At 72.0% G+C, this 24,913-nt stretch carries 20 protein-coding genes; 12 read left to right on the top strand and 8 right to left on the bottom strand.

The genetic code is table 11. The features are described 5' to 3' along the window. Window positions 1–14: 14 nt before the first annotated feature. From trpB to lgt, 4 genes are all read left to right on the top strand, one after another. On the top strand, window positions 15–1,298 hold the full coding sequence (gene trpB / locus ACIO3R_RS05010; protein ID WP_385041708.1) for a tryptophan synthase subunit beta: 1,284 nt from the start codon (window positions 15–17) through the stop codon (window positions 1,296–1,298). Then, window positions 1,295–2,107, top strand: a complete 813-nt coding sequence (trpA, locus tag ACIO3R_RS05005) for a tryptophan synthase subunit alpha (RefSeq protein ID WP_385041710.1) — start codon at window positions 1,295–1,297, stop codon at window positions 2,105–2,107. Before trpB ends, trpA begins: the two co-directional genes overlap by 4 nt. 75 nt (window positions 2,108–2,182) lie before the next feature. After that, window positions 2,183–3,010 (top strand): thioredoxin domain-containing protein, encoded by an 828-nt coding sequence (locus tag ACIO3R_RS05000; RefSeq protein WP_385041712.1) that lies wholly within the window; start codon window positions 2,183–2,185, stop codon window positions 3,008–3,010. Between the two features lie 98 nt (window positions 3,011–3,108). After that, complete coding sequence (gene lgt / locus ACIO3R_RS04995) at window positions 3,109–4,095, top strand: prolipoprotein diacylglyceryl transferase (protein ID WP_402103403.1); 987 nt, start codon at window positions 3,109–3,111, stop codon at window positions 4,093–4,095. Between the two features lie 181 nt (window positions 4,096–4,276). Here the strand turns inward: lgt and ACIO3R_RS04990 are convergent, their stop codons facing one another. Genes ACIO3R_RS04990 through ACIO3R_RS04960 form a run of 7 tightly spaced genes read right to left on the bottom strand, consistent with a single transcriptional unit; the run spans window position 4,277 to window position 12,084 of the window. Continuing rightward, window positions 4,277–5,098 carry an HpcH/HpaI aldolase/citrate lyase family protein gene (locus tag ACIO3R_RS04990; protein ID WP_385037924.1) on the bottom strand — a complete coding sequence of 274 codons (822 nt, stop codon included), beginning with the start codon at window positions 5,096–5,098 and terminating at the stop codon, window positions 4,277–4,279. Beyond that, entirely contained in the window at window positions 5,095–6,294 is a 1,200-nt protein-coding gene (locus ACIO3R_RS04985; protein WP_402103400.1) for a CaiB/BaiF CoA transferase family protein, read from the bottom strand. Before ACIO3R_RS04985 ends, ACIO3R_RS04990 begins: the two co-directional genes overlap by 4 nt. Then, a complete protein-coding gene (gene rbsK / locus ACIO3R_RS04980; protein WP_385037918.1) occupies window positions 6,291–7,175 on the bottom strand; it encodes a ribokinase in 885 nt (294 codons plus the stop codon). The genes ACIO3R_RS04985 and rbsK overlap by 4 nt, the downstream gene beginning before the upstream one ends. Further along, entirely contained in the window at window positions 7,172–8,554 is a 1,383-nt protein-coding gene (locus ACIO3R_RS04975; protein ID WP_402103397.1) for an ADP-ribosylglycohydrolase family protein, read from the bottom strand. Before ACIO3R_RS04975 ends, rbsK begins: the two co-directional genes overlap by 4 nt. Next, window positions 8,551–9,753, bottom strand: a complete 1,203-nt coding sequence (locus ACIO3R_RS04970) for an ADP-ribosylglycohydrolase family protein (RefSeq protein ID WP_402103395.1) — start codon at window positions 9,751–9,753, stop codon at window positions 8,551–8,553. Before ACIO3R_RS04970 ends, ACIO3R_RS04975 begins: the two co-directional genes overlap by 4 nt. Then, complete coding sequence (locus tag ACIO3R_RS04965; protein WP_402103392.1) at window positions 9,680–10,900, bottom strand: ADP-ribosylglycohydrolase family protein; 1,221 nt, start codon at window positions 10,898–10,900, stop codon at window positions 9,680–9,682. The genes ACIO3R_RS04970 and ACIO3R_RS04965 overlap by 74 nt, the downstream gene beginning before the upstream one ends. Beyond that, window positions 10,897–12,084 (bottom strand): ADP-ribosylglycohydrolase family protein, encoded by a 1,188-nt coding sequence (locus ACIO3R_RS04960; RefSeq protein ID WP_385037927.1) that lies wholly within the window; start codon window positions 12,082–12,084, stop codon window positions 10,897–10,899. Before ACIO3R_RS04960 ends, ACIO3R_RS04965 begins: the two co-directional genes overlap by 4 nt. A gap of 265 nt (window positions 12,085–12,349) precedes the next feature. Here ACIO3R_RS04960 and ACIO3R_RS04955 point away from each other — a divergent pair, with 265 nt between their 5' ends. The 3 genes from ACIO3R_RS04955 to ACIO3R_RS04945 all read left to right on the top strand — a co-directional run bounded on the left by ACIO3R_RS04955 (window position 12,350) and on the right by ACIO3R_RS04945 (window position 19,522). Beyond that, a complete protein-coding gene (locus ACIO3R_RS04955) occupies window positions 12,350–13,084 on the top strand; it encodes a VIT1/CCC1 transporter family protein (protein WP_363021430.1) in 735 nt (244 codons plus the stop codon). Window positions 13,085–13,509: 425 nt separating this feature from the next. Then, window positions 13,510–18,069, top strand: coding sequence for a glutamate synthase large subunit (gene gltB / locus ACIO3R_RS04950; protein ID WP_402103387.1), 4,560 nt, complete (start codon window positions 13,510–13,512; stop codon window positions 18,067–18,069). Beyond that, window positions 18,062–19,522: a glutamate synthase subunit beta gene (locus ACIO3R_RS04945; RefSeq protein WP_385037902.1), complete on the top strand. Its 1,461-nt coding sequence runs from the start codon at window positions 18,062–18,064 to the stop codon at window positions 19,520–19,522. The genes gltB and ACIO3R_RS04945 overlap by 8 nt, the downstream gene beginning before the upstream one ends. 119 nt (window positions 19,523–19,641) lie before the next feature. On the opposite strand, the gene ACIO3R_RS04940 is transcribed toward ACIO3R_RS04945, so the two are convergent. Further along, window positions 19,642–20,565 (bottom strand): rhomboid family intramembrane serine protease, encoded by a 924-nt coding sequence (locus tag ACIO3R_RS04940; RefSeq protein ID WP_402103385.1) that lies wholly within the window; start codon window positions 20,563–20,565, stop codon window positions 19,642–19,644. Window positions 20,566–20,702: 137 nt separating this feature from the next. Between ACIO3R_RS04940 and ACIO3R_RS04935 the strand changes: the two genes are divergently transcribed. From ACIO3R_RS04935 to ACIO3R_RS04915, 5 genes are all read left to right on the top strand, one after another. Next, a complete protein-coding gene (locus ACIO3R_RS04935) occupies window positions 20,703–21,284 on the top strand; it encodes a HutD family protein (protein WP_385037896.1) in 582 nt (193 codons plus the stop codon). 93 nt (window positions 21,285–21,377) lie between these two features. Next, the gene (locus tag ACIO3R_RS04930; protein ID WP_385037893.1) at window positions 21,378–21,884 is read left to right on the top strand and encodes a pyridoxamine 5'-phosphate oxidase family protein; all 507 of its coding nucleotides are present in this window, start codon (window positions 21,378–21,380) and stop codon (window positions 21,882–21,884) included. 67 nt (window positions 21,885–21,951) lie between these two features. Beyond that, window positions 21,952–22,563: a TetR/AcrR family transcriptional regulator gene (locus ACIO3R_RS04925; RefSeq protein WP_385353183.1), complete on the top strand. Its 612-nt coding sequence runs from the start codon at window positions 21,952–21,954 to the stop codon at window positions 22,561–22,563. 298 nt (window positions 22,564–22,861) lie between these two features. Beyond that, window positions 22,862–23,065 carry a cold-shock protein gene (locus ACIO3R_RS04920; RefSeq protein ID WP_015607926.1) on the top strand — a complete coding sequence of 68 codons (204 nt, stop codon included), beginning with the start codon at window positions 22,862–22,864 and terminating at the stop codon, window positions 23,063–23,065. 243 nt (window positions 23,066–23,308) lie between these two features. Next, window positions 23,309–24,901 (top strand): DEAD/DEAH box helicase, encoded by a 1,593-nt coding sequence (locus tag ACIO3R_RS04915; protein WP_402103381.1) that lies wholly within the window; start codon window positions 23,309–23,311, stop codon window positions 24,899–24,901. Window positions 24,902–24,913 lie beyond the last annotated feature (12 nt).

Raw genomic sequence — 24,913 nt, 5'->3', positions numbered from 1 at the left:
GGAGCACACGTCGGATGTCATCTGACTTCTTCATTCCGGACCCGGAGGGTCTGATCCCCAGCGCCGAGGGCTACTTCGGCGCGTACGGCGGAAAGTTCATCCCGGAGGCGCTCGTCGCCGCCGTGGACGAGGTCGCCGTCGAGTACGACAAGGCGAAGGCCGACCCGGCCTTCGCCGCCGAGCTCAACGAGCTCATGGTCGACTACACCGGCCGGCCCAGCGCGCTGACCGAGGTGCCGCGCTTCGCCGAGCACGCCGGCGGCGCCCGGATCTTCCTCAAGCGCGAGGACCTCAACCACACCGGTTCGCACAAGATCAACAACGTGCTGGGCCAGGCGCTGCTCACCCGGCGCATGGGCAAGACCCGGGTCATCGCCGAGACCGGGGCCGGCCAGCACGGCGTCGCCACCGCGACCGCCTGCGCCCTCTTCGGCCTCGAATGCACCATCTACATGGGCGAGATCGACACCCAGCGGCAGGCGCTGAACGTGGCGCGGATGCGGATGCTCGGCGCCGAGGTCATCGCCGTGAAGTCCGGCTCCCGCACGCTCAAGGACGCCATCAACGAGGCGTTCCGCGACTGGGTCGCCAACGTGGACCGCACGCACTACCTCTTCGGCACGGTCGCGGGCCCGCACCCCTTCCCCGCCATGGTCCGCGACTTCCACCGCGTCATCGGCGTCGAGGCCAGGCGGCAGATCCTGGAGCGGGCCGGCCGGCTGCCGGACGCCGCGGTCGCCTGTGTCGGCGGCGGCTCCAACGCCATCGGCCTCTTCCACGCCTTCATCCCGGACGCGGACGTCCGCCTCATCGGCTGCGAGCCCGCCGGACACGGTGTGGAGACCGGCGAGCACGCGGCGACCCTGACCGCGGGCGAGCCCGGCATCCTGCACGGCTCGCGCAGCTACGTCCTCCAGGACGAGGAGGGCCAGATCACCGAGCCGTACTCCATCTCGGCCGGTCTGGACTACCCGGGCATCGGCCCGGAGCACGCGTACCTGAAGGACATCGGCCGCGGCGAGTACCGCGCGGTCACCGACGACGCGGCCATGCAGTCGCTGCGGCTGCTCTCCCGCACCGAGGGGATCATCCCGGCCATCGAGAGCGCGCACGCGCTGGCCGGCGCCCTGGAGGTCGGCAGGGAGCTCGGCAAGGACGGCCTGATCCTGGTCAACCTGTCCGGCCGCGGTGACAAGGACATGGACACGGCGGCCCGGTACTTCGGGCTGTACGAGGCCGACGCGACCGTCGAGGCGGACGCGGCCGGCAGCGCCGAGATCGAGGGGGACGCCAAGTGAGCGGCAACATCGAGCTGCTGAATTCCACCCTCGCCGCGGCGAGGGCCGAGGACCGGGCGGCGCTGATCGCGTACCTGCCCGCGGGCTTCCCGACCGTCGACGGCGCCATCGCGGCCGTCAAGGCCGTGGTGGCCGGCGGCGCCGACGTCGTCGAGGTGGGCCTGCCGCACAGCGACCCGGTCCTCGACGGCCCCGTCATCCAGACCGCCGACGACATCGCGCTGCGCGGCGGCGTGAAGATCGCCGACGTGATGCGCACGGTCCGCGAGGCGTACGAGGCGACCGGGATCCCGATCCTGGTCATGACGTACTGGAACCCGATCGACCGGTACGGCGTCGAGCGCTTCACCGCCGAACTCGCCGAGGCGGGCGGCGCCGGGTGCATCCTGCCCGACCTGCCGGTCCAGGAGTCCGCGCTGTGGCGCGAGCACGCCGAGAAGCACGGTCTGGCGACCGTCTTCGTCGTCGCGCCCAGCAGCAAGGACGAGCGCCTCGCCACCATCACGGCGGCCGGTTCCGGCTTCGTCTACGCCGCTTCGCTGATGGGCGTCACCGGCACCCGCGTCTCGGTCGGCGAACAGGCCGAGGACCTGGTGCGGCGCACCCGCGCCACCACCTCCATCCCGGTCTGCGTCGGCCTCGGCGTCTCGAACGCCGACCAGGCGGCCGAGGTCGCCGGGTTCGCGGACGGGGTCATCGTCGGCACCGCCTTCGTCAAGTGCATGCTGGACGCTCCCGACGAGGCGGCCGGCCTGGCGGCCGTCCGCTCACTGGCGGCCGATCTGGCCGAAGGTGTTCGAAAGCGCTGACACCCGGCGTAACCCGAACGGGTGGACCTGGGACCGGGGAGGCACGAGAGTGCCTCCCCGGGTCGTTGCTGCGGTGTGAGCGAGAAGAACCAAGAGGGAAAAAGGGCCGCGCGAGACCGGCTGATCCAGCAGCGTGAGCAGACGAAGGCGCGAGAGCGCCGCCGCCGCACGCTGATCGTCTCCACCGCGGTGGTGGGTGTCCTCGCGCTGGCCGCCGTCGTCGGCGTGATCGCCGCGAACAGCGGCGGCAAGGGCAGCAAGAGCAAGGCATCGGGTCCCGCCGTCGCGCCCTCGGGCGCCACCGGCAAGGACAGCCTGGCCATCCAGGTGGGAGCGGACGACGCCCCGTCCACGCTCACGATCTGGGAGGACTTCCGCTGCCCGGTCTGCGCCCAGTTCGAGAACGCGTTCCGGGACACGATCCACCAGTTGGAGCAGAGCGGGCAGCTCAAGGTCGAATACCACCTCGCCACGCTGATCGACGGCAATCTCGGCGGCAGCGGCTCCCTCAAGGCAGCCAACGCGGCGGCCTGCGCCCAGGACGCGGGAAAGTTCTCCGCGTACCACGACATCCTCTACCGCAATCAGCCGCAGGAGACCGACGACGCCTTCGGTGACAACAGCAAGCTGATCGACCTGTCCAAGAAGGTCGACGGGCTCGACACGCCCGCCTTCCGCAGCTGTGTCGAGGACGGCACGCACGACAGCTGGGTCCAGAAGTCCAACACCGCGTTCCAGAAGGGCGGCTTCCAGGGCACGCCGACGGCACTGCTCAACGGTGAGTCGATCTTCCCCAAGAAGGGGAACGAACCCATCACCGTGGCCAACCTGAAGAAGTGGGTCGCCGAGGCCAACAAGGGCAAGCGGAGGGGCACCGTCACCCCTGCCCCGTCGGGGTCCTGAACGGCGGAAACCTGGGGAATCGATGACCGGCTCGTTACCCAGACGTTGTCGGGCGGGTTGCCGCACCTCCCGCCCGGCAAGGTAGCGTCGACCCTGTCATGGACCTTGCCTACATTCCCAGCCCGTCGACCGGCGTGATCGATCTCGGCCCGATCCCGCTTCGCGGCTACGCGTTCTGCATCATCATCGGTGTCTTCGTCGCCGTATGGCTCGGCAACAGGCGCTGGATCGCCCGAGGGGGCAGAGCCGGCACCGTTGCCGACATCGCCGTCTGGGCCGTCCCCTTCGGCCTGGTCGGCGGGAGGCTCTACCACGTCATCACCGACTACCAGCTGTACTTCAGCGACGGTGAGAACTGGGTCGACGCCTTCAAGATCTGGCAGGGCGGCCTCGGGATCTGGGGTGCGATCGCGTTCGGCGCGGTCGGTGCCTGGATCGGCTGTCGCCGCCGCGGGATCCCGCTGCCCGCCTGGGCCGACGCGCTCGCCCCCGGTATCGCCGTGGCCCAGGCCTGCGGCCGCTGGGGCAACTGGTTCAACCAGGAGCTGTACGGCCGGGAGACCGACGTCCCGTGGGCGCTGAAGATCAGCGAGGGCCCCAACCGGGTGGCGGGCACGTACCACCCGACATTCCTGTACGAGTCGCTGTGGTGCATCGGCGTGGCCCTCCTCGTGATCTGGGCGGACCGCCGGTTCAAGCTCGGCCACGGGCGGGCGTTCGCGCTGTACGTCGCGTCCTACTGCGCCGGTCGCGCGTGGATCGAGTACATGCGCGTCGACGAGGCCCACCACATCCTGGGCCTGCGCCTGAACGTATGGACCGCGCTGATCGTGTTCGTGCTCGCGGTGGTCTACTTCGTGATCTCGGCGAAGGTACGGCCGGGGCGCGAGGAGATCGTCGAGCCGGGGGAGCCGGGGGAGCCGGAGGCTCCTGACGCGGTGGACGCCGGAGACGTCGAGGACGCGGAGTCGAGTGACGCGGAGTCGGGTAACGCCGAGTCCGAGTCCGATTCCGAATCCGGGGACGTTGCGACCGAGTCCGACGCGTCGAAGACGAAGGACACGGCGGAGACGGCCAAGGGCTGACGCCGACCCAACGACGACGAGGGGCCGCCGAGCGATTCGGCGGCCCCTCGTCACGTTGTGCGCCACGACCGCCGTCGCCGGGTGTCCTCAATCGCCGGACGGGCTTGGACGGGCAGCCTGCGCGGTCCCGGGTGGAAATCAAGCCTGTCCGGCGATTGAGGACAGAAAGGGGGCCCCGGGGTCAGCGTGGGCCGGATACCACCGTGCGCCCGGCCAGGGCGAGTGTGCGGTGGGCCGAGGCCACCACCGCCGCGTCCACGAAACGGCCGTCCGGCAGGGCCAGCGCGCCCGCCTCCGTCCGGGCCGCCTCGACGATCTCCTGCGCGGCCTCGATCTCCTGCGGCGTCGGCCGGAACGCCCGCTCGATCACCGGCAGCTGCCGGGGGTGGATCGCCGCCCGGCCGAGGAACCCCAGCGCCCGCCCATGGGCGCAGGACGCCCACAGACCGTCCAGGTCCCTGATGTCCGGGAACACCGACTGGGCGGGCGGGGCCAGCCCGGCCGCGCGGGCCGCGACCACCGTCCGGCTGCGCGACCAGTCGAGCCCCGTATCGTCCCGGACCCCCAGATCGGCCCGGAGATCCGCCTCGCCCAGGGCGATGGACCGCACCTGGGGGTGGGCGGCGGCCACCGAGTACGCGTGCTCGATGCCGAGCGCCGACTCCAGCAGCGGACAGAGCGCGACCCCGGGGGCCAGCGCCGCGATGTGATGGACGGACGCCGCGTGCGTGATCTTCGGCAGCCGCAGTTCGGCGAGGCCCGGCAGCCCGGCCAGGGCCAGGACGTCGGCCTCGGTGTGGACCCGGACATGGACCGGCACTCCCTCGGCGTCCGCGGAGAGGAGCTCCGCGGTGGCGGCCCGTGCGTACTCCTTGCGGTCCGGGGCGACGGCGTCCTCCAGGTCCACGATGACCACGTCCGCCCCCGACGCACGCGCCTTGCGCACCACGTCCGGCCGGTCCCCGGGGGCGTACAGCCAGGTGAGCGGGATCGCCGGGGTCACAGGACCCGCTCCGCCCGCAGCGCCGAGATCTCCGGGCCGGTCAGTCCGAGCCCGGTGAGGATCTCCTCGGTGTCCGCCCCGTGCGGCCGGCCCGCCCAGCGGATCGCGCCCGGGGTGCCGGAGAGCCGGAACAGGACGTTCTGCATCCGCAGCGGGCCCAGCTCGGGGTCGTCGACCTCCGTGATGGAGTCCAGCGCGCGGTACTGCGGGTCCTCCATCACGTCGCGGATGTCATGGACGGGCGCGATGGCCGCCTCCGCCTTCTCGAACGCGGAGACCGCGTCGTCCCGGGTGTGCCGGGCGATCCAGTTGCCGACCGCCTCGTCGAGCTCCTCGCAGTGGTCGGCGCGGGTGGTGCCGGAGCCGAACCACGGCTCGTCGATCAGTTCCGCCCGTCCCACCAGGCGCATCACCCGCTCGGCGACGGACTGCGCGGAGGTGGAGACGGCCACCCACTGCCCGTCCGAGGTGCGGTAGGTGTTGCGCGGGGCGTTGTTGCGCGAACGGTTGCCGGTGCGCGGCTGTACGTAACCGAGCTGGTCGTACCAGAGCGGCTGCGGGCCGAGCACCGTGAGGATCGGCTCGATGATCGCGAGGTCGACGACCTGCCCCTCACCGGTCCGCTCCCGCCCGGCCAGCGCGGTCATCACCGCGAACGCCGTGGCGATGGCCGCGATCGAGTCCGCGAGACCGAACGGCGGCAGCGTCGGCGGCCCGTCCGGCTCCCCGGTGATCGCCGCGAATCCGCTCATCGCCTCCGCGAGCGTGCCGAAGCCGGGCCGGTGCGCGTACGGGCCGAACTGGCCGAAGCCGGTGACCCGGGCCAGGACCAGCCGGGGGTTGACGGCGTGCAGCTCCTCCCAGCCGAGGCCCCACCGCTCCAGCGTGCCCGGCCGGAAGTTCTCGATGATCACATCGGTGTCCGCGGCGAGCCGCAGCAGGAGTTCGCGGCCGCCGGGCCCGGACAGATCGAGGGTCATGGTGCGTTTGTTGCGGCCGAGCAGTTTCCACCACAGCCCGATGCCGTCCTTCGTGGGGCCGTGTCCCCGGGACGGGTCGGGCCGCCCCGGATGCTCGACCTTGATCACGTCGGCGCCGTAGTCACCGAGCATGGTGGCGCACAGGGGGCCCGCGAAGAGCGTGGCGAGATCGATGACCTTGAGCCCGGTCAGCGGCGCGGCCGCGGGCCCGGTCACGCGGCGTCGATTTCGCTGCGGTACGGCATGGACGTCGAGGCGCCGGGTTTCCGCACGCAGAGCGCGGCGGCCGACGAGGCCCAGGCGATGGCCTGCGGCACCGGCCGCCCCTCACCGATCGCCACCGCGAGCGCGCCTGCGAAGGTGTCGCCGGCGCCGGTGGTGTCGACGGCGGTGACGTCGGGGGCGGGGAAGTGCACGGCCGTGCGGCCCCGTGCCGCGTACAGGCAGCCCTTCGAGCCGAGCGTGATGACGACGGCGGGCACCTGGCCGAGCAGCACCTCGGCCGCCGCGTGCGGTTCTGAGTGTCCGGACAGCTCGGCCGCCTCGTGCTCATTGGGGATCAGCAGGTCCACGCAGTCCAGGAGTTCGTCGGGCAGTTGCCGCACCGGGGAGGGGGTGAGGAGAATCCGTACCCCCTGGGCGTGGCCGGCCCGCGCACCCTCGATCACGGCGGACATCGGCAGCTCCAGCTGGAGCAGCAGCAGGTCGGCCTCCGCGATGGCGGCGATCTCGCCCGGACCGAGCGCGGTGACGGCGCCGTTGGCGCCGGGGACGACCACGATCGCGTTGGAGCCCTTGGCGTCCACCACGATGTGCGCCGTTCCGCTGGGCCCCTCCGCGGTGTGCAGCAGATCGGTGTCGACGCCGGAGTGCTCCAGGTTCTCCCGCAGCCGGACGCCGTACTCGTCGTTGCCGACCGCACCGATCATCATCACGTCGCCGCCCGCACGGGCGGCCGCGACGGCCTGGTTGGCCCCCTTGCCGCCGGGCACGGTGCGGAACTCGCGTCCGGTGACGGTCTGTCCGCGTTCCGGAGCCCGGTCGACGTAGGCCACAAGATCCATGTTGGTGCTGCCGAGCACCGCGATACGTGTCATGGGCGGAGTGCCTCCTGATGGGTGAGCCGGTGGGTCAGGTCGGCCAGCGTGTCGAAGCCGACCGAGTCGAAACCGGGGACGGACGTGGCGAGACGGTTCTTCAGCGGGGTGGTCCACCGGTCGGGCAGCGCCTCTGGCCGCCCGGCCAGCAGTCCGGCGAGCGAACCGGCGGTCGCCCCGTTGGAGTCGGTGTCCCAGCCGCCGGACACCGCGCGGCAGACCGAGCCGGTGAAATCGCCGTCGGCGTGCGTGAGCGCGGCGGTGAGCAGCGCCGCGTTGGGCAGCACATGCACCCAGTGGTACCTGCCGTAGGTGTCGTGGAGCCGGTCGACGACCGCGTCGAAGCCGGACGTGCCGCGGGCCGCCGCGACACCGTCCCGTACCGCCCGTGCGAACCGCGAGCGCGGTGGTACGACCCTGAGTCCGGCGGCCAGGCAGCCGTGCACATCGGCCTCCCCGCCGGCCGCCTCCGCGAGCGCCGCCGCGGTGAACATCGCGCCGTACACCCCGTTCCCGCTGTGCGTGAGGACCGCGTCCCGGTGGGCCTGCTCCGCCGCCGCGGCCGGGTCGCCGGGATGTGTCCAGCCGTGCACATCGGCCCGGATCTGGGCGCCGATCCACTCCCGGAACGGATTGCGGCGCAGTGCGGTGTCCGGTGGTTCGACGCCGTCGAGGAGATTGCGGTAGGCGACCCGCTCCGCGGTGAACGTCCGGCCCGCCGGAAGCTCGTCCAGCCAGAGGCGGGCGAGGTCGGCGGTGGTGAACGACCGGCCGTACCGCTGGAGCAGCACCACGGTCAGCAAGGGGTAGTTGAGGTCGTCGTCCTCCGGCATCCCGTCGATGTTCTCGGCGAGCGAGGTGCTCGCGGAGCGCCGGTTCCAGGGGTACGTGGCCGACAGGCCCGGGGGCAGCCCCTTGGCGGTGAACCAGGTGGAGAGCGGCCAGTTCCCGGTGGCGCGGGCCAGCGCGCGGATGCCCTCCAGCGGCAGCTTCTCGACCGGCTTGCCCAGCAGGCAGCCGACGGCGCGACCCAGCCAGGCCGCGTGCAGCCGGTCGCGGCCAACGGCGCCCGGGTCCGTGCGGGGGCGCGGCCAGTGCGGGCAGGCGGCCCGGATCGCGTCCAGGCCGGTCGGCTCGTCCTCGGCCAACGGCGATTCCAGCAGGGCGAGTTCGTCGAGCAGGTGCTCGGCGACCGCGCGCAGTTCCGGCGGTGCGGGGGGCTCGGAGGCGCCCGCGCGGTCCGGGGCGGGCGAGCCGCCGGCCTCGTACCACCGGCGCTCGATGTCCCGGGCGTCGCGCCCGTCCTCCGCGGCCTGCCGCAGCTCGTGCCCGACCAGGTCCTCCGGCTGCACCCAGGTGACCCGCACCCTCGTGTTCACGCGGTGCCCACCAGTGCGGCGAAGGCGGCCTCGTGGGCGCGGCGGCGGGCCGTGTCGTGCGCGAACACCTCACGGGCGACCTCGGTCAGGGTCCGGGCCGGGGCGTGCAGATCGAGGCGGCTGGCCCCGGCGACGGTGCTCACCCAGTCGGCGGGGATCGTCCCTTCGCCGTGCAGCGCGCCCGCGACGGCGCCGCTCATGGTGGCGATCGAGTCGCAGTCCCGCCCGTAGTTGACCGATCCGAGGACCGTGCGCCGGTAGTCCCCGTCCCCGACGAGCAACATGCCGAGCGCGACGGGGAGTTCCTCGATGGCGTGGAGCCGGGAGGGTCGGCGGGCTCCGAGCGAGGGGGCGCGGTAGTCGGGGCCGACGGTGTCGAAGGGGGCGACGGCCTCCCGGATCGGGGCCAGGGCGGATTCGAAGTCCCGGTACCCGACAGCTGTTTCGCACACCGCCTCGATGGCGGCCCGGGTGCCGTCCTTGGCGAGCGACAGACAGGTCTCGACGACGGACGCGGGCGTTGCCCCGGGAGTGCAGGCCGCGGCGACGGCGGCGGCGAGGACTCCGGCCGCCTCCCTTCCGTACGACGACTGGTGGGCGCCCGCGATGTCCAGGGCCTCGGCGTAAGCGGCCTGCGGATGGGCCGCGTTCACCAGGCCGACCGGCGCCATGTACATCGCCGCACCGCAGTTGACGATGTTGCCCGAGCCCGCCTCGCGCGGGTCGACGTGGCCGTAGTGCAGCCGGGCGACGATCCACTTCTCCGCGAGGAAGATCCGCTGGAGCGGCAGCGCCTCGGCCTCCAGCTCCGGAATCCAGCGGGGGTTCGAGATCAGCTCCGGCACGAGGTGGTCGGCGACGGAGTACGCGTCGAGGTGGCCGCGCACCTTCCCGTACACCCGGACCAGCGCATGGGTCATCAAGGTGTCGTCGGTGACGTGGCCGTCGCCCTTGTGGTACGGGGCGATGGGGCGGGCGGTGCGCCAGTCGTCGCCGTCCCAGGGGCCGACGACGCCGGTGATCCGCCCGCCGTGGCGGGCCGCGATCTGCTCGGGGGGCCGGCCCTCGACCGGACCGCCGAGCGCGTCACCGACCGCGGCGCCGACGAGCGCGCCCGCGATCCGTTCATCGAGGGTGAGCGCCATGGGCGTCGTGGGCGGTGCGGACCTCGTGGGCGCCAGGGGCACTGTGGATGTCATGTCCGAATTGTCCACCCGGGAGTGCCGGTTCCGTGTCTGCCAGCAGCCCGGCGAGTTCCATCAGATCCGTGCCCGCGAAACGGGGCAGCGCGCACCCCGCCAGGGTGCGGCAGGCCTCGCGCCAGCCGTCGGGCACGGTGGCGATGCCGCCGAGCGCACCGGTCAGCGCACCGGCCAGGGCGGGCGCCGAATCGGCGACCCGGGACAGGCAGGCCGCTGACGGTACGGCCTGCGCGATCTCGCCGCGGGCCGCGGTGGCGAGGGCGAGGGCGACCGGGACGGTCTCGGCCGCGGCGATCCCGTAGCTGTAGACGTGGTCGACGATCTGGTGCTCCAGCACCGGTACGAGGGCGAAGGCGCCGGCCGTCTCACCGGCGAAGTCGCGGGCGATCCGGACCGCGTGGGCGGCGTTGCGGGCGATCTCGGTGCCTTCGGGGAGCTGTGCGAGCGCGGCGTTCACCGCCGTGTCCACGTCCGCCCCGCCGAGTGCCGCGGCGATCGCGGCGGCCATCGCCCGCGCACCGTGCACCCCGTCGCCGTCCTGGGTGTAGCGCGCGTCGAACTCGGCGAGGTCGGCGGCCGCCGCGGGGTCGCCGGGGTGGACGACGGCCAGTACGGCGGCCCGCACACACGCCGCGTCGTCGAAGTAGTGCGGGTTGTCGTGGCCGGTGGCGGGCGGGCGCAGCCCGGCGGCCAGGTTGCCGAGCCCGGCCCGGACCGAGATCCGGGCCCGCAGCGGCAGGACCGCCGATTCGACCTCGGGCGCCCGTGCGGCGGCCTCGGCGACCTCGGCGGCCAGCGCGTTCCAGGCGACGTCCACCGCGGCCCGCATCCGGCGGCCGGGGGAGAGGCCGTGCAGCGGGCCCGCCGCCGAGGTGAGGACGGTCCCGGCCGCGAACGCCGCCCATTCGGCGTCGTCGGAGGGGCCGAGCCGCAGGGGTTCCGGCGGCTGGTTGAGGGCGATCGGGACGGGCAGTGTGGTGGTCGCGTTCTGCTCGGCGAAGGTGTCGAGCTCGCGGGTGAGGCGCCGGGTCCACTCCGGCATCCGGGCCGCCCGGTGCCGCGCGGCCGGCCACCCCGCGGCGTCTCCGGCGGCCAGTCCGAGCAGCAGCCCCTCGATCCGGGCGCGGCGGACGGTGCCGGTCATGGGCGCACCGCCGGTGCGCCGGCGCGGACGTCCCGGTGGCCGGCGCTGTCGCCGGCGGCTTCACCGGGCGGGGGCGCCCCGCCGCCGGGCCCGGGGGCCGGGCACTCCTTCCGTTCGTCCGCCTCCGCCGGGGTGAGCAGCTCCGCGATGTCCAGGACGTGGTAGCCGCGCATCGACGGGAGGCAGCTGCCCCGGACCGGGCCGATCGCCTGCGCCCAGGGGTGCGGAATGGCCGAGGCCCCGTGCAGCGCCCCGGCCAGGGCGCCCGCCACCGCGGCCGTGGTGTCGGCGTCGCGGCCCATGTTGACCGCGGTCAGCACCGCCGTACGGAAGTCGCCGCGCGCCGCGGCGAACGCCCCGAAGGCCAGCCCCACCGCCTCCGGCGCCAGGTCCGTCCACGGGTAGCCGCCGACGACCACGGCCGAGCGCACCGCGCGCTCCATCGTGAGCCGGTCGGGGTAGGGGCGCTGGGCGGCCGTGACCGCGCGGCGCAGCGAACGCGCGGTCCAGGAGTCCATCGGCACGACGGAGAGCGCGGCGGCGATCACGGAGGTGACCCCGGCTCCCGTCATCGCGGCCGCCACCCCGGCCGCCACCGCCTGGCCGCCGTAGATGCCCTCGCCCTCGTGGCTGACCCGGCCGTCCACCGCGACGAGCCGGGCCGCCTCCGCGGGGCGGCCCGCCGCGAAGACGCCGAACGGTGCCGCCCGCATCGCCAGACCGTCGCTCCAGGCGTGCCGGTGCTGGGCGGAGATCGGGGCGGCCAGGCCCCGGCGCAGGTTCTCCAGGGTGCCGCGCTCGCTGAACCCGGCGCCGCGGAACGGCCCCTCGTCCAGGTCCGCGATCCACAGCCGCCAGGCCCGCTCGACATGGCTGACGGTCAGCGCGGAACCGTGCCGGGCCAGCAGCAGCCCCGAGAAGATCGCGTACTCCGTGTCGTCGGTGCCCGCCGGGTCGTCGCTCACGAAGCCCTCGATCCGGCCCCAGCGGCGGCGGATCTCGGAGGGCCGCATGTTCTCCGCGGGGGCGCCCAGCGCGTCGCCGACCGCGAGGCCCAGCAACGAACCCCTGGCCCGGTCACCCGGACCGCCCCGGGCCGTTTCGCCCGGGGCCGGTGCCCCGTGTACCGCCGTCCGCGTGCCGTCCGTCCGCGGCGCTGCCGGATTTCCTGCGATCAGCTCCATCGCGTCGACCCTTCGCTCGTACCGAGCCAGTTCCCGTACCTGTGGGATCTGTGCCACGCGGAGCCAGGACAGAGGCCGACAATCACAACAAAAGGGCCACTCGGATGACGGCCTTCGGACAGCAAGGCAAGCCGTACCTACCTGGTCACGGACAGTGGTAAGTACGGCCTGCCTTGCTGGCGGGGGCCATTTTTCGTGCGTACTTTCGATGGTGTCGAGCGGGGCCGGAGCGGGTGGGACCCGCTGCCGGAGTAAGGGGAGAGCTGTGTCCATCATCGAGACCGACGCCGTACTGCACGAGGCGCACCGGGACAACCACACCCACCGGGATGTGAACGGTGGCTGGCTGCGGCCGGCGGTGTTCGGCGCCATGGACGGTCTCGTCTCGAACCTCGCCCTGATGACCGGTGTCGCGGGCGGCGCGGTCTCGCACCGGACGATCGTGATCACCGGACTGGCCGGTCTGGCCGCGGGCGCCTTCTCCATGGCGGCCGGCGAGTACACCTCCGTCGCCTCGCAGCGCGAGTTGGTGGAAGCCGAACTGGACGTGGAGCGACGGGAGTTGCGCAAGCACCCGCTGGACGAGGAGCGGGAGCTCGCCGAGCTCTACGAGTCCCGGGGGGTCGAGGCCGGCCTCGCCCGCGAGGTCGCCCGGCAGCTGTCGCGCGACCCGGAGCAGGCCCTGGAGATCCACGCCCGCGAGGAGCTCGGCATCGACCCGGGCGACCTGCCCTCGCCGCTCGTCGCCGCCGTGTCCTCCTTCGGCGCTTTCGCGCTGGGTGCCCTGCTGCCCCTGCTGCCGTACCTGCTCGGCGCGAACGCGCTGTGGCCGGCCGTGCTGCTCGCCCTGATCGGCCTCTTCGGCTGCGGCGCGGTGGTGGCCCGGGTCACGGCCCGCAGCTGGTGGTTCAGCGGACTGCGCCAGCTGGTGCTCGGCGGTACGGCGGCCGCGCTCACCTACGGTCTCGGCATGCTGTTCGGCGTCGCCGTCGGAGGCTGAGCCGCTCCGGGGGTGCGCCCCCCCGTGTCATGGGCCGGGATCGGAACTCGATCCCGGCCCGTCACGTGTGCGCCATCCGTGTGACGTACGTCTTGGCGCCCGCCACTGGGCGGGACGGCCAGGCGCGACGTAAAATGAGACTCTATGCAGGGCTGCACATAAGTAGTCGTTACCCGGCGGTTTCGTTTCCGCTGCCGCCGGGCATGAGCCGTAGACACCGCAGGCAACGACGCCTGCTCTCTGCGGTCTCCCGGGCGCCGATCCTCCGACTGCGACCCCCTCCACCGCCATCAGCGGTGTCCGTATGTTGGAACAAGCTATCCGCTTCTTGAGAAGCGTCCCATCATGTAATCTGCACGAAATTTCGCAGAGGGCCAGAGTCGTCCCTCGGCTGTTCATATGCCACGACGACGACGGGAGAGCCGATGCGCACCGACGCCTGGTCGCCCATGGACGGTCGCCCCGCCCAGCAGGGGATGTACGACCCCCGCAACGAGCACGACGCCTGTGGCGTCGGGTTCGTGGCCACTCTGACCGGTGTGGCCGGCCACGAGCTGGTAGAGCAGGCGCTGACCGTACTGCGCAATCTCGAACACCGCGGCGCCACCGGATCCGAGCCCGACTCCGGTGACGGTGCCGGAATCCTGCTCCAGGTACCGGACGCCTTCCTGCGCGCGGAGGTCCCCTTCGACCTCCCCGAGGCCGGTGCCTACGCCGTCGGCATCGCGTTCCTGCCCGCGGACGACTCCACGACGGCCGTCCGGGGCCTGGAGAAGATCGCCGCCGAGGAGGGCCTGAAGGTCCTCGGCTGGCGCGACGTCCCGGTCACCCCCGACATCCTCGGCAAGGGCGCCCGCGCCACCATGCCCGAGTTCCGTCAGCTCTTCGTCGCGGACGGCGAGAGCACCGGGATCGTCCTGGACCGCAAGGCCTTCGTGCTGCGCAAGCGCGCCGAGCGTGAGACCGGGGTCTACTTCCCGTCGCTCTCCGCCCGCACGATCGTCTACAAGGGAATGCTCACCACCGGGCAGCTGGAGCCGTTCTTCCCGGACCTCTCCGACGACCGGTTCGCCACCACGGTCGCGCTGGTCCACTCGCGCTTCTCCACCAACACCTTCCCGAGCTGGCCGCTCGCCCACCCGTACCGCTTCGTCGCGCACAACGGCGAGATCAACACGGTCAAGGGCAACCGCAACTGGATGAAGGCCCGCGAGTCCCAGCTCGCCTCCGGCCTCTTCGGCAAGGAGCGGCTGGACCGGATCTTCCCCGTCTGCACCCCGGACGCCTCCGACTCCGCCTCCTTCGACGAGGTCCTGGAGCTGCTCCACCTCGGCGGCCGCTCGCTGCCGCACTCGGTGCTGATGATGGTCCCCGAGGCGTGGGAGAACCACGACTCCATGGACCCGGCCCGGCGCGCCTTCTACCAGTACCACGCCACGATGATGGAGCCCTGGGACGGCCCGGCCTGCGTCACCTTCACCGACGGCGTCCAGGTCGGCGCGGTCCTCGACCGCAACGGCCTGCGCCCCGGCCGCTACTGGGTCACCGACGACGGCCTCGTCGTGCTCTCCTCCGAGGTCGGCGTCCTGGACATCGACCCCGCCAAGGTCGTCCGCAAGGGCCGCCTCCAGCCCGGCAAGATGTTCCTCGTCGACACCGCGGAGCACCGCATCATCGAGGACGACGAGATCAAGGCGTCCCTCGCCGCCGAGCAGCCCTACCAGGAGTGGCTGGAGACCGGCGAGATCGGGCTGGAGGACCTCCCCGAGCGGGAGCACATCGTGCACACGCACGCCTCCGTCACCCGCCGCCAGCAGACCTTCGGCTACACCGAGGAAGAACTCCGCGTCATCCTCGCCCCGATGGCCCGCACGGCCGGCGAGCCGCTCGGCTCCATGGGCACGGACTCGCCGATCGCCGCGCTGTCCGCCCGCCCCCGGCTGCTCTTCGACTACTTCACCCAGCTGTTCGCGCAGGTCACCAACCCGCCGCTGGACGCCATCCGCGAGGAGCTCGTCACCTCGCTGCGCTCCACGCTCGGCCCGGCCGGCAACATCCTGGAGCCGACCGCCGCCGCGTGCCGCAGCGTCACGCTGCCGTTCCCGGTGATCGACAACGACGAGCTGGCCAAGCTCATACACATCAACGCCGACGGCGACATGCCGGGCATGAAGGCCGCCACTCTCTCCGGTCTCTACCGGGTCGGCGGCGGCGGCGAGGCGCTGGCCGCGCGGATCGAGGAGATCTGCGGCGAGGTCGACGCCGCCATCGAGGACGGCGCCCGCCTGGTCGTCCTGTCCGACCGGCACTCCGACGCCGAGCACGCGCCGATCCCGTCGCTGCTGCTCACCTCGGCCGTCCACCACCACCTCATCCGCACCAAGCAGCGCACCCAGGTCGGTCTGCTGGTCGAGGCCGGTGACGTCCGCGAGGTCCACCACGTCGCGCTGCTGATCGGCTTCGGCGCCGCCGCGGTCAACCCGTACCTGGCCATGGAGTCCGTCGAGGACCTGGTCAGGGCCGGCACCTTCATCGAGGGCATCGACGCCGAGCAGGCCATCCGCAACCTCATCTACGCGCTGGGCAAGGGCGTCCTGAAGGTGATGTCCAAGATGGGCATCTCCACCGTCGCCTCCTACCGAGGCGCCCAGGTCTTCGAGGCCGTCGGCCTGAACGAGGACTTCGTCGCCCAGTACTTCAACGGCACCGCCACCAAGATCGGCGGCGCCGGGCTCGACGTCGTCGCCAAGGAGGTCGCCGCCCGGCACGCCAAGGGCTACCCCGCCACCGGCATCTCCGCCTCGCACCGCGCGCTGGAGATCGGCGGCGAGTACCAGTGGCGCCGCGAGGGCGAACCGCACCTGTTCGACCCGGAGACGGTCTTCCGCCTCCAGCACGCCACCCGCAACCGGCGCTACGACATCTTCAAGCAGTACACGGACCGGGTGAACGAGCAGTCCGAGCGGCTGATGACGCTCCGCGGCCTGTTCGGCTTCACCTCGGACCGCGAGGCCATCGACATCGAAGAGGTCGAGTCCGTCTCCGACCTCGTCAAGCGCTTCTCCACCGGCGCCATGTCCTACGGCTCGATCTCCCGCGAGGCGCACGAGACCCTCGCCATCGCCATGAACCAGCTGGGCGGCAAGTCCAACACCGGTGAGGGCGGCGAGGACGCCGACCGGCTCTACGACCCGGCGCGCCGCTCCTCCATCAAGCAGGTCGCCTCCGGCCGCTTCGGTGTCACCAGCGAGTACCTGGTCAACGCGGACGACATCCAGATCAAGATGGCGCAGGGCGCCAAGCCCGGCGAGGGCGGCCAGCTGCCCGGCCACAAGGTCTACCCGTGGGTCGCCAAGACTCGGCACTCCACCCCGGGCGTCGGCCTGATCTCCCCGCCGCCGCACCACGACATCTACTCCATCGAGGACCTGGCTCAGCTGATCCACGACCTCAAGAACGCCAACCCGGCGGCCCGCATCCACGTGAAGCTGGTCTCCGAGGTCGGCGTCGGCACGGTCGCCGCCGGTGTCTCCAAGGCACACGCCGACGTCGTCCTCATCTCCGGCCACGACGGCGGAACGGGCGCCTCCCCGCTCACCTCGCTGAAGCACGCCGGCGGCCCCTGGGAGCTCGGCCTCGCCGAGACCCAGCAGACGCTGCTGCTCAACGGACTGCGCGACCGCATCGTCGTGCAGACCGACGGCCAGCTCAAGACCGGCCGCGACGTCGTCATCGCCGCACTGCTGGGCGCGGAGGAGTTCGGTTTCGCGACCGCGCCGCTCGTCGTCTCCGGCTGCGTCATGATGCGCGTCTGCCACCTGGACACCTGCCCGGTCGGCATCGCCACGCAGAACCCGGTCCTGCGGGACCGGTTCTCCGGCAAGGCCGAGTACATCGTCAACTTCTTCGAGTTCATCGCCCAGGAAGTCCGCGAGATCCTCGCCGAGCTCGGCTTCCGTACGATCGAAGAGGCCGTCGGCCACGCCGAGCTGCTCGACACCGACCGTGCGATCACGCACTGGAAGGCCCAGGGCCTCGACCTCGCCCCGCTGTTCCACGTCCCCGAGCTGGCCGAGGGCGCCGTCCGCCACCAGATCGCCGAGCAGGACCACGGCCTGGCCAAGGCCCTCGACAACGAGCTGATCAAGCTCGCCGCCGACGCCCTGAAGGCCGACAGCGCCGAGACCGCCCAGCCGGTCCGCGCGCAGATCGCGATCCGCAACATCAACCGGACCGTCGGCACCATGCTCGGCCACGAGGTCACGAAGAAGTTCGGCGGTGCGGGCCTGCCCGAGGACACCATCGACATCACCTTCACCGGCTCCGCCGGCCAGTCCTTCGGCGCCTTCCTCCCCAGCGGTGTGACACTGCGCCTGGAGGGCGACGCCAACGACTACGTCGGCAAGGGCCTCTCCGGCGGCCGCGTCGTCGTCCGCCCGGACCGCGGCGCCGACCACCTCGCCGAGTACTCCACCATCGCGGGCAACACCATCGCCTACGGCGCCACCGGCGGCGAGCTGTTCCTGCGCGGCCGCACCGGCGAGCGGTTCTGCGTCCGCAACTCCGGCGCCACGGTCGTCTCCGAAGGCGTGGGCGACCACGGCTGCGAGTACATGACCGGCGGACACGCCGTCGTCCTCGGCGAGACCGGACGCAACTTCGCGGCCGGCATGTCGGGCGGCGTCGCGTACGTCATCGACCTCAAGCGCGACCACGTCAACGTCGGGAACCTCGGCGCGGTCGAGGAACTCTCCGACACCGACCGGCAGTGGCTGCACGACGCTGTGCGCCGCCACCAGGAGGAGACCGGATCCACGGTCGCCGAGAAGCTCCTCGCCGAGTGGGACACCGCGGTGGCCCGCTTCAGCAAGATCATCCCGTCCACCTACAAGGCAGTGCTCGCCGCCAAGGACGCCGCTGAGCTCGCCGGTCTCTCCGAGCAGGAGACCACCGAGAAGATGATGGAGGCGGCGACCAATGGCTGACCCCAAGGGCTTCCTGACCACCGGCCGCGAGGTCGCCGAGACCCGCCCCGTCGACGAGCGCGTCAAGGACTGGAACGAGGTCTACGTTCCCGGCTCGCTGCTCCCGATCATCAGCAAGCAGGCCGGCCGCTGCATGGACTGCGGCATCCCGTTCTGCCACCAGGGCTGCCCGCTCGGAAACCTCATCCCCGAGTGGAACGACTACGCCTACCGCGAGGACTGGACGGCCGCGTCCGAGCGGCTGCACGCCACGAACAACTTCCCGGAGTTCACCGGGCGGCTCTGCCCAGCCCCGTGCGAGTCGGCGTGTGTGCTCGGCATCAACCAGCCGGCCGTCACCATCAAGAACGTCGAAGTCTCCATCATCGACCAGGCGTGGGACCGCGGCGACGTCACCCCGCAGCCGCCCGAGCGCCTCTCCGGCAAGACCGTGGCCGTCATCGGCTCCGGCCCCGCCGGACTCGCCGCCGCCCAGCAGCTGACCCGGGCCGGCCACACGGTCGCCGTCTACGAGCGCGCGGACCGCATCGGGGGCCTCCTCCGGTACGGCATCCCCGAGTTCAAGATGGAGAAGTCGCACATCAACCGCCGCATCGAGCAGATGCGCGCCGAGGGCACCAAGTTCCGCACCGAGGTGGAGGTCGGCACGGACGTCGACGCCGCCAAGCTGCGCCGACGCTACGACGCCGTCGTCATCGCCGCCGGTGCCACCGTCTCCCGCGACCTTCCCGTCCCGGGCCGCGAGCTCAACGGTGTGCACTTCGCGATGGAGTACCTGCCGCTCGCCAACAAGGTGCAGGAGGGCGACCTGACGGTCTCCCCGATCACCGCCGAGGGCAAGCACGTCGTCGTCATCGGCGGCGGCGACACCGGCGCGGACTGCGTCGGCACCGCCCACCGGCAGGGCGCGCTCTCCGTCACCCAGCTGGAGATCATGCCCAGGCCGGGCGAGGACCGGAGCGCCGGCCAGCCCTGGCCGACCTTCCCGATGCTCTACAAGGTCACCTCCGCGCACGAGGAGGGCGGCGAGCGGATCTACTCCGTCTCCACCACCCACTTCGAGGGCGACGAGGACGGCAACGTCCAGTCGCTCCACCTCATCGAGGTGGAGTTCAAGGACGGCAGGCCGGTGCAGAAGACCGGCACCGAGCGGACGATCCCCGCGCAGCTGGTCACCCTCGCCATGGGCTTCACCGGCACCGACCAGGCCAACGGCCTGGTCCAGCAGTTCGGCCTGGAACTCGACGCACGCGGTAATGTGGCCCGCGACGACGACTACGCCACCAACGTCAACGGCGTCTTCGTCGCCGGTGACGCCGGCCGAGGTCAGTCCCTCATCGTGTGGGCCATCGCCGAGGGCCGCTCCGCGGCACGCGGCGTGGACCGCTTCCTCACCGGGGCCAGCGCACTGCCGGCCCCGATCCGCCCGACGGACCGTTCCATGATGGTCTGATCACGGCACACCAGACGTCCCGTACAACGGCGTACGGAACTGAACGCGGCGCCTGCCCGTCCCCGACCGGACGATTCGGCAGGCGCCGTGGCGCGTCCCGGGGCAGGCGCACACCGGGCTCAGCCCGTCAGCGCCGACGTCTTGAGGACCACCAGCAGCATCAGCACGGCGAACAGCACCACGCACCCGGCGGCCTGGACCGCCGTACGGCGCTCGGCCGGGGCGTACGCGTAGACGACCGTCACCGACGCACCGGTCAGCAGCCCGCCCAGATGCCCCTGCCACGAGGTGAAGCCCGCCGAGATCACCATCCAGACCAGGAACCCGGCCAGGAACCTGTTCACCGCGTGCATGTCCCGGTCCAGCCGCCGGTTGATGACGTAGAACGCCGCCGCGAGCCCGAAGACCGCACCGGAGGCGCCCACCGCGGTGTCCAGCGGCGCGATCAGGTACACCAGCACCGAACCGCCCAGCGCGGACAGCAGGTACAGCGCGAGATAGCGGGCCCGCCCCAGCTGCTCCTCGACGACCCGGCCCAGGTTCCACAGCGCGTACATGTTGAACGCGATGTGAAGTACCCCGAACGGCACCGAGCCGAGGGCGGAATCGCCGGGTGGCAGATGCAGGAAGGCGCTGGTCAGCAGCCGGTACCACTCGCCGTCCACCACCCCGGTCACCTGGAGGCCGGGGAAGCCGCCGGTCACGTAGACGTACTGGCTGCCGTCCGGACCGGCCAGCCCCGCACCCGTCATCCCGAACCGGTCGACGATCCCCGGGCGCACCAGCTCGACCAGATACACCAGGACGTTCAGGCCCATCAGCGCATAGGTGACGAGCGGCACCGTGCTCCGGGCCACCGTCCCGCCGAAGACCGTCCGCGCCTGCCGGACCGAACGCCGCCCCTCCTTCACGCACTCCACGCAGTGGTGGCCGACCGCGGCCTCGCGCATGCAGTCCGGGCAGATGAAGCGCTCACAGCGGGTACAGCTCACATACGTCTCGTACGAGGGATGGCGAAAGCACGTGGTGATGGCGGCCTCCATGGCCGGCTCCTTCATCGGTGAACGGGCAAGAGCGGCCGGTGGGGGGCGGCGGCGATCAAGATAGCGAACCCCGGGGGGTACGGACCGGCCGGGCTTAGGCTCGGAGGCCCCGACCCCGTCGAGACTGGAGCATCCGCATGACCTCCGAGGCGTTCAGGATCCTGCGCGCGGCCGCCCGGGTGGCCGCGCCCTGGAAGAACGGCGGGGGAGTCACCCGCGAGATCGCCGCGTCCGGCGCGGCATCCGGCGCCTTCGACTGGCGGGTCAGCCTGGCGGACGTGACCGGGGACGGGCCGTTCTCCGTGTTCCCCGGCACCGACCGCACCCTGACCGTGGTGGAGGGCGCCGGGATGGACCTCATGGTGGACGGCGAGCACCACATCGTCGACGAGCCGTACTGGCCGCACGACTTCCCGGGCGACGTGGAGACCGACGGACGGCTGCTGGCGGGCCCGGTCGTCAACCTCAACGTGATGTACCGCAGGGACCGTACGCGGGCCGAGGTGGCGGTCGTACGCGGCACCCTGCGGCTGATGGCGCCCGAGGGCGGAACGGCGCTGGCCGTGGCGCTGGAGGACGGCGCCGTCATCGACGGTACGGACACCGTGCTCGGCCGCCACGACGCGGTGCTGCTGCACGGCCGGGCGCCGTGCGTGCTGCGGACACACGGATACGCGGCGCTGATCACGCTCACCGGACACGGGCCGGGCAGCCGGTAGCGACAGCGCCGGACGGGATCCGAACGGGTGGTCCGCGACAGCCGGGGAGGAAACCGGACAGGAGATGTCGGGAATACGGAGTTCGATGAACGCATGACATCGAACTCCTGGGCAGATTTCCGGACCGCGGAGCCCGACTTCGCCGACACCGTGCGCCAGCGCTTCCAGCAGTACAAGCACCACGTCCTGGCGACCCTCCGCCAGGACGGCTCGCCCCGGGTGACCGGCCTCGAAGTGGAGTTCCGGCTCGGCGAGCCGTTCCTCGGCATGATGCCGAACTCCCGCAAGGCGCTGGACCTGCGCCGCGACCCCCGCTTCGCCGTGCAGGCCAACCCCGGCCCCGACGCCGAGATGGCCGACGGGGACGTCCGGATCTCCGGACGGGCGGTGGAGGTGAGCGACCCCGCCGTGCTGGCCCGCTTCGTCGACGAGGTGAAGCCGCCGGAACCCTTCCACCTCTTCCGGATCGAGCTGACCGAGGTGGTGCGCACCGGCATCGAGGGCGGCGACACCCTGGTCATCCAGGTCTGGCGCCCCGGCCGCCCGCTGCGCTCCTTCCGCAGGGGCAACGACGACGGCTCCCTGGCCGAGACCTCCTGACGGCCCCGGCAGGGCGCCTCCGCGGCCGCAGGACGGCGGGGGAGGCGGCCGGGCGGAGAATGGGCGGGTGCCTACCAAGAAGAAGCCACAGGCGACGCCTTCCCCCGAGCGGCGCGGCGAACTGCTCGCCACCGCCGCCGAGGTGTTCGCCGCGCAGGGATACAACGCCACGACCGTCCGCCGGATCGCGGACGCGGCCGGAATGCTCGCGGGCAGCCTCTACTACCACTTCGACTCCAAGGAATCGATGGTCGACGAGATCCTCTCCACCTTCCTGAACGAGCTCTGGGAGGGGTACGACGCCGTGCTCGACGCCGGGCTCGGCCCCAGGGAGACCATCGGGGCCCTCGTCACCGAGTCCTTCCGCGAGATCGACCGGCACCGTGCCGCCGTCGCCATCTACCAGAAGGAGTCCCAGCACCTGGCGGCCCAGCCGAGGTTCCGGTACCTCGTCGACTCCCAGCAGAAGTTCGAGAAGGCCTGGCTCGGCACCCTGGAGCGCGGCGTCGCCGACCGGGTCTTCCGCGCCGACCTCGACATCCGCCTCACCTACCGGTTCGTCCGCGACACGGTCTGGGTCGCCGCCTCCTGGTACCGGCCGGGCGGACAGCACAGCCCCGAGGAGATCGCCCGCCAGTACCTGTCGATGGTCCTGGACGGGATCGCCCTGCGCGACTGAGTCAACCGTGTCCAGGACCGGTCTCGGACGATCTTCGAACGGCTCCGGCCCTTGTGCCCCAAGGGTTCACCCGGACCACAGCCGGCCGGCGGCGTGGCGTGTCCCACCGCCGGTCGGCAGATCGTGCTACGGTGGTCCGGTTGCAGTTTTGGTACCCATGAACTTTATGTGCGCCTGACGGGAATGCTTCCTCAGGCGCTTTAATGTTTTCCGGCTTTCTCCGGGTGGGGCTCAATGCGGCGACTTGGAATTCGTAAAGTGCGGATTTCCGGCACTGCACCTGTTTTAGGAGAATGACATGGCTACTGGAACCGTGAAGTGGTTCAACTCGGAAAAGGGCTTCGGCTTCATCGAGCAGGACGGCGGCGGCGCTGACGTCTTCGCCCACTACTCGAACATCGCCACCCAGGGCTTCCGTGAGCTCCAGGAGGGCCAGAAGGTCTCCTTCGACGTCACGCAGGGCCAGAAGGGCCCGCAGGCGGAGAACATCGTCCCGGCCTAATTGCCGGACGCGTACCTCGCAGCCGGGGCCCGCACCGTGAAGGTGCGGGCCCCGGCTTGTGCTGTCCCTGGGAAGTACGGAAGTTCCGGGCGCCTCCGAGCGCCCCGCACCGGGTGCTACGAAGCACCCCGGGTGTTCCGGGCCCCCGCGCACCGCGTGCCGCAGTCCGCATTCCGCGCAGGCCCCGGCCACGTCCCAGCATTCCCACGTAGTTCCCAGGAATCCCCAGGAGGGCAATTCCGTATGACCCGCTCCGAACGTCAGGACCGTCCCGCCCGCAATCGCCCGTCGAGGGGGCGTGGCACGGCCCAGGCAAAGGCAACCGCACAGGGTTCCGGCAAGGGATCCGGCAAGGCGTCGCCGCGTCGCAAGGCAACGCCGCCGCAGGGTGAGTTCGCCCTGCCCGAAACCATGACCCCCGCACTGCCCGCCGTCGAGGCGTTCGCCGAGCTGGACATGCCCGCCGCCCTGCTGAAAACCCTTGCCGCGCAGGGCGTCACCGACCCGTTCCCGATCCAGGGCGCCACCCTGCCGAACTCGCTCGCCGGCCGGGACATCCTCGGCCGCGGCCGCACCGGCTCCGGCAAGACCCTCGCCTTCGGCCTCGCGCTGCTGGCCCGCACCGCCGGACGCCGCTCCGAGCCGAAGGCGCCGCTCGTCCTCGTCCTCGTCCCGACCCGCGAGCTCGCCCAGCAGGTCACCGACGCACTGACGCCGTACGCGACGTCCGTCAACCTGCGGATGGCGACCGTCGTCGGAGGGATGTCGATCAGCAAGCAGTCCGGCACCCTGCGCCGCGGCGCCGAGGTACTCGTCGCCACGCCGGGCCGGCTCAAGGACCTCATCGAGCGCGGCGACTGCCGCCTCGACCAGGTCGCCATCACCGTCCTCGACGAGGCCGACCAGATGGCCGACATGGGCTTCATGCCGCAGGTCGTCGCCCTGCTCAAGCAGGTCGAGCCGGACGGGCAGCGGATGCTCTTCTCCGCGACCCTGGACAAGAACATCGACCGGCTGGTCAAGATGTTCCTGACCGACCCCGTCGTGCACTCGGTCGACCCGTCCGCGGGCGCGGTCACCACCATGGAGCACCACGTGCTCCATGTGCTCGACGAGACCGACAAGAAGGCCGTCGCCACGAAGATCGCCGCCCGCGAGGGCCGGGTGATCATGTTCGTCGACACCAAGCGTGCCGCCGACCGCTTCGCCAAGCGGCTGCTCGCCAGCGGTGTACGGGCCGCCGCCCTGCACGGCGGCCGCTCGCAGCCGCAGCGCAACCGGACCCTGGACCAGTTCAAGAACGGCCAGGTCACCGCACTCGTCGCGACGAACGTGGCGGCGCGCGGCATCCACGTCGACGACCTCGACCTGGTCGTCAACGTGGACCCGCCCACCGACCACAAGGACTACCTCCACCGCGGCGGGCGCACGGCGCGCGCCGGGGAGTCCGGCAGCGTCGTCACGCTGGTGCTGCCCGAGGAGAAGCGGGAGATGACCCGGCTGATGCAGGACGCGGGCATCGCGCCGCACACCACCCGCATCAAGTCCAGCGACGAGGAGCTCACCCGGATCACCGGGGCGCGCGAGCCGTCGGGCGTCGCCATCGTCGTCGAGGTCCCGCAGCCGACCCAGCCGAAGCCGCGCACGCGGCCCGGCGGCACGGGGTCCGGTGCGGGCGCCGGTGGCGGTTTCCGCTCGGGCACGCGTGGGCGCGGCCGACGCGGCGGCGGTGCGGGCGGCGCCGGCGGCGCCGGTGCGCAGGGCGCGGGTCGCGCCGGCGGCTCCGGTGGCTCCGGCCGCGGTAGTGCGCCCGCGCGGGGGCGTCGCGCGGCGTAGCCGTTGACCTGA

It is taken from the genome of Streptomyces sp. NPDC087428 (genome assembly GCF_044744085.1).
In the GTDB taxonomy this organism is placed as follows: domain Bacteria; phylum Actinomycetota; class Actinomycetes; order Streptomycetales; family Streptomycetaceae; genus Streptomyces.
Note: the sequence above shows the minus strand (reverse complement) of the source record. Positions and strands in the feature narration are given on the sequence as shown.

Bases quoted from the DNA above. Each gene is read 5' to 3' on its own strand.
- trpB (WP_385041708.1), top strand. From the start codon at position 15: ATGTCATCTGACTTCTTCATTCCGGACCCGGAGGGTCTGATCCCCAGC.
- lgt (WP_402103403.1), top strand. From the start codon at position 3,109: ATGGACCTTGCCTACATTCCCAGCCCGTCGACCGGCGTGATCGATCTC.
- rbsK (WP_385037918.1), bottom strand. From the start codon at position 7,175: ATGACACGTATCGCGGTGCTCGGCAGCACCAACATGGATCTTGTGGCC.
- ACIO3R_RS04970 (WP_402103395.1), bottom strand. From the start codon at position 9,753: ATGACATCCACAGTGCCCCTGGCGCCCACGAGGTCCGCACCGCCCACG.
- ACIO3R_RS04965 (WP_402103392.1), bottom strand. From the start codon at position 10,900: ATGACCGGCACCGTCCGCCGCGCCCGGATCGAGGGGCTGCTGCTCGGA.
- ACIO3R_RS04960 (WP_385037927.1), bottom strand. From the start codon at position 12,084: ATGGAGCTGATCGCAGGAAATCCGGCAGCGCCGCGGACGGACGGCACG.
- gltB (WP_402103387.1), top strand. From the start codon at position 13,510: ATGCGCACCGACGCCTGGTCGCCCATGGACGGTCGCCCCGCCCAGCAG.
- ACIO3R_RS04945 (WP_385037902.1), top strand. From the start codon at position 18,062: ATGGCTGACCCCAAGGGCTTCCTGACCACCGGCCGCGAGGTCGCCGAG.
- ACIO3R_RS04940 (WP_402103385.1), bottom strand. From the start codon at position 20,565: ATGGAGGCCGCCATCACCACGTGCTTTCGCCATCCCTCGTACGAGACG.
- ACIO3R_RS04935 (WP_385037896.1), top strand. From the start codon at position 20,703: ATGACCTCCGAGGCGTTCAGGATCCTGCGCGCGGCCGCCCGGGTGGCC.
- ACIO3R_RS04930 (WP_385037893.1), top strand. From the start codon at position 21,378: ATGACATCGAACTCCTGGGCAGATTTCCGGACCGCGGAGCCCGACTTC.
- ACIO3R_RS04920 (WP_015607926.1), top strand. From the start codon at position 22,862: ATGGCTACTGGAACCGTGAAGTGGTTCAACTCGGAAAAGGGCTTCGGC.
- ACIO3R_RS04915 (WP_402103381.1), top strand. From the start codon at position 23,309: ATGACCCGCTCCGAACGTCAGGACCGTCCCGCCCGCAATCGCCCGTCG.